Annotated in this window: 1 protein-coding gene; it reads right to left on the bottom strand. The window is 66.1% G+C overall.

All coding sequences use genetic code 11. The annotated features are described in order from the left end of the window. The coding region (locus EPK82_RS24865; protein WP_167494406.1) for a DUF5801 repeats-in-toxin domain-containing protein at window positions 1-578 on the bottom strand (578 nt) is incomplete at both ends.

Raw genomic sequence — 578 nt, 5'->3', positions numbered from 1 at the left:
CCGAGCAGCAGGTTCAGTGCTTCGTCGAACGTGGTGGTGGTGCCGTCATGGCGGATCGCTTCGTACAGGGTGGTCTGCAGTTGCGGACCATCGAGCGTGTCGATGATTTCCAGGCGGAAGACCACGTGGCCATCGCCGTCCACACCCACCACATCGTCACCATCCATCTGCAGCACGATGGCGCCGCCATCGGTGGCTTCCAGGTTGGTGCTCAGCTCGCCGCCCGCCGGGATGCCGCTGAAGTACAGGCTGGTGCTGAGGCTGCCAGGACCGTCCTGACCATCATCGCCACTGGCGGTGAACAGGCCGACCAGGCCGCCACCGCCCAGCGCGGTGGTCGAGCGACCCAGGTAGCCGGCACCGTCATCGCCGTTGCCATCGGCCGTTTCGCCCGGGGCTGCACGATCCACGCCCACAGTTTCATCCAGTTCCATCGCCAGCCGATCAGCCGAGGCCCCTTGGGCCAGGCCAACGTTCTGGGTCGGGCCGTCGTCGTCGAAGGTCAGGATCGAGCCTTGTTCGTCAGCCAGTACCAGGGTTTCCGAGGCGGTGACCTGGTCGCCATCGCCATCGGTGCG

Source organism: Ectopseudomonas khazarica (genome assembly GCF_004521985.1).
GTDB lineage: Bacteria > Pseudomonadota > Gammaproteobacteria > Pseudomonadales > Pseudomonadaceae > Aquipseudomonas > Aquipseudomonas khazarica.
The sequence above is the reverse complement of the archived record's forward strand: the minus strand, read 5'-3'. Positions and strand labels throughout refer to the sequence as shown.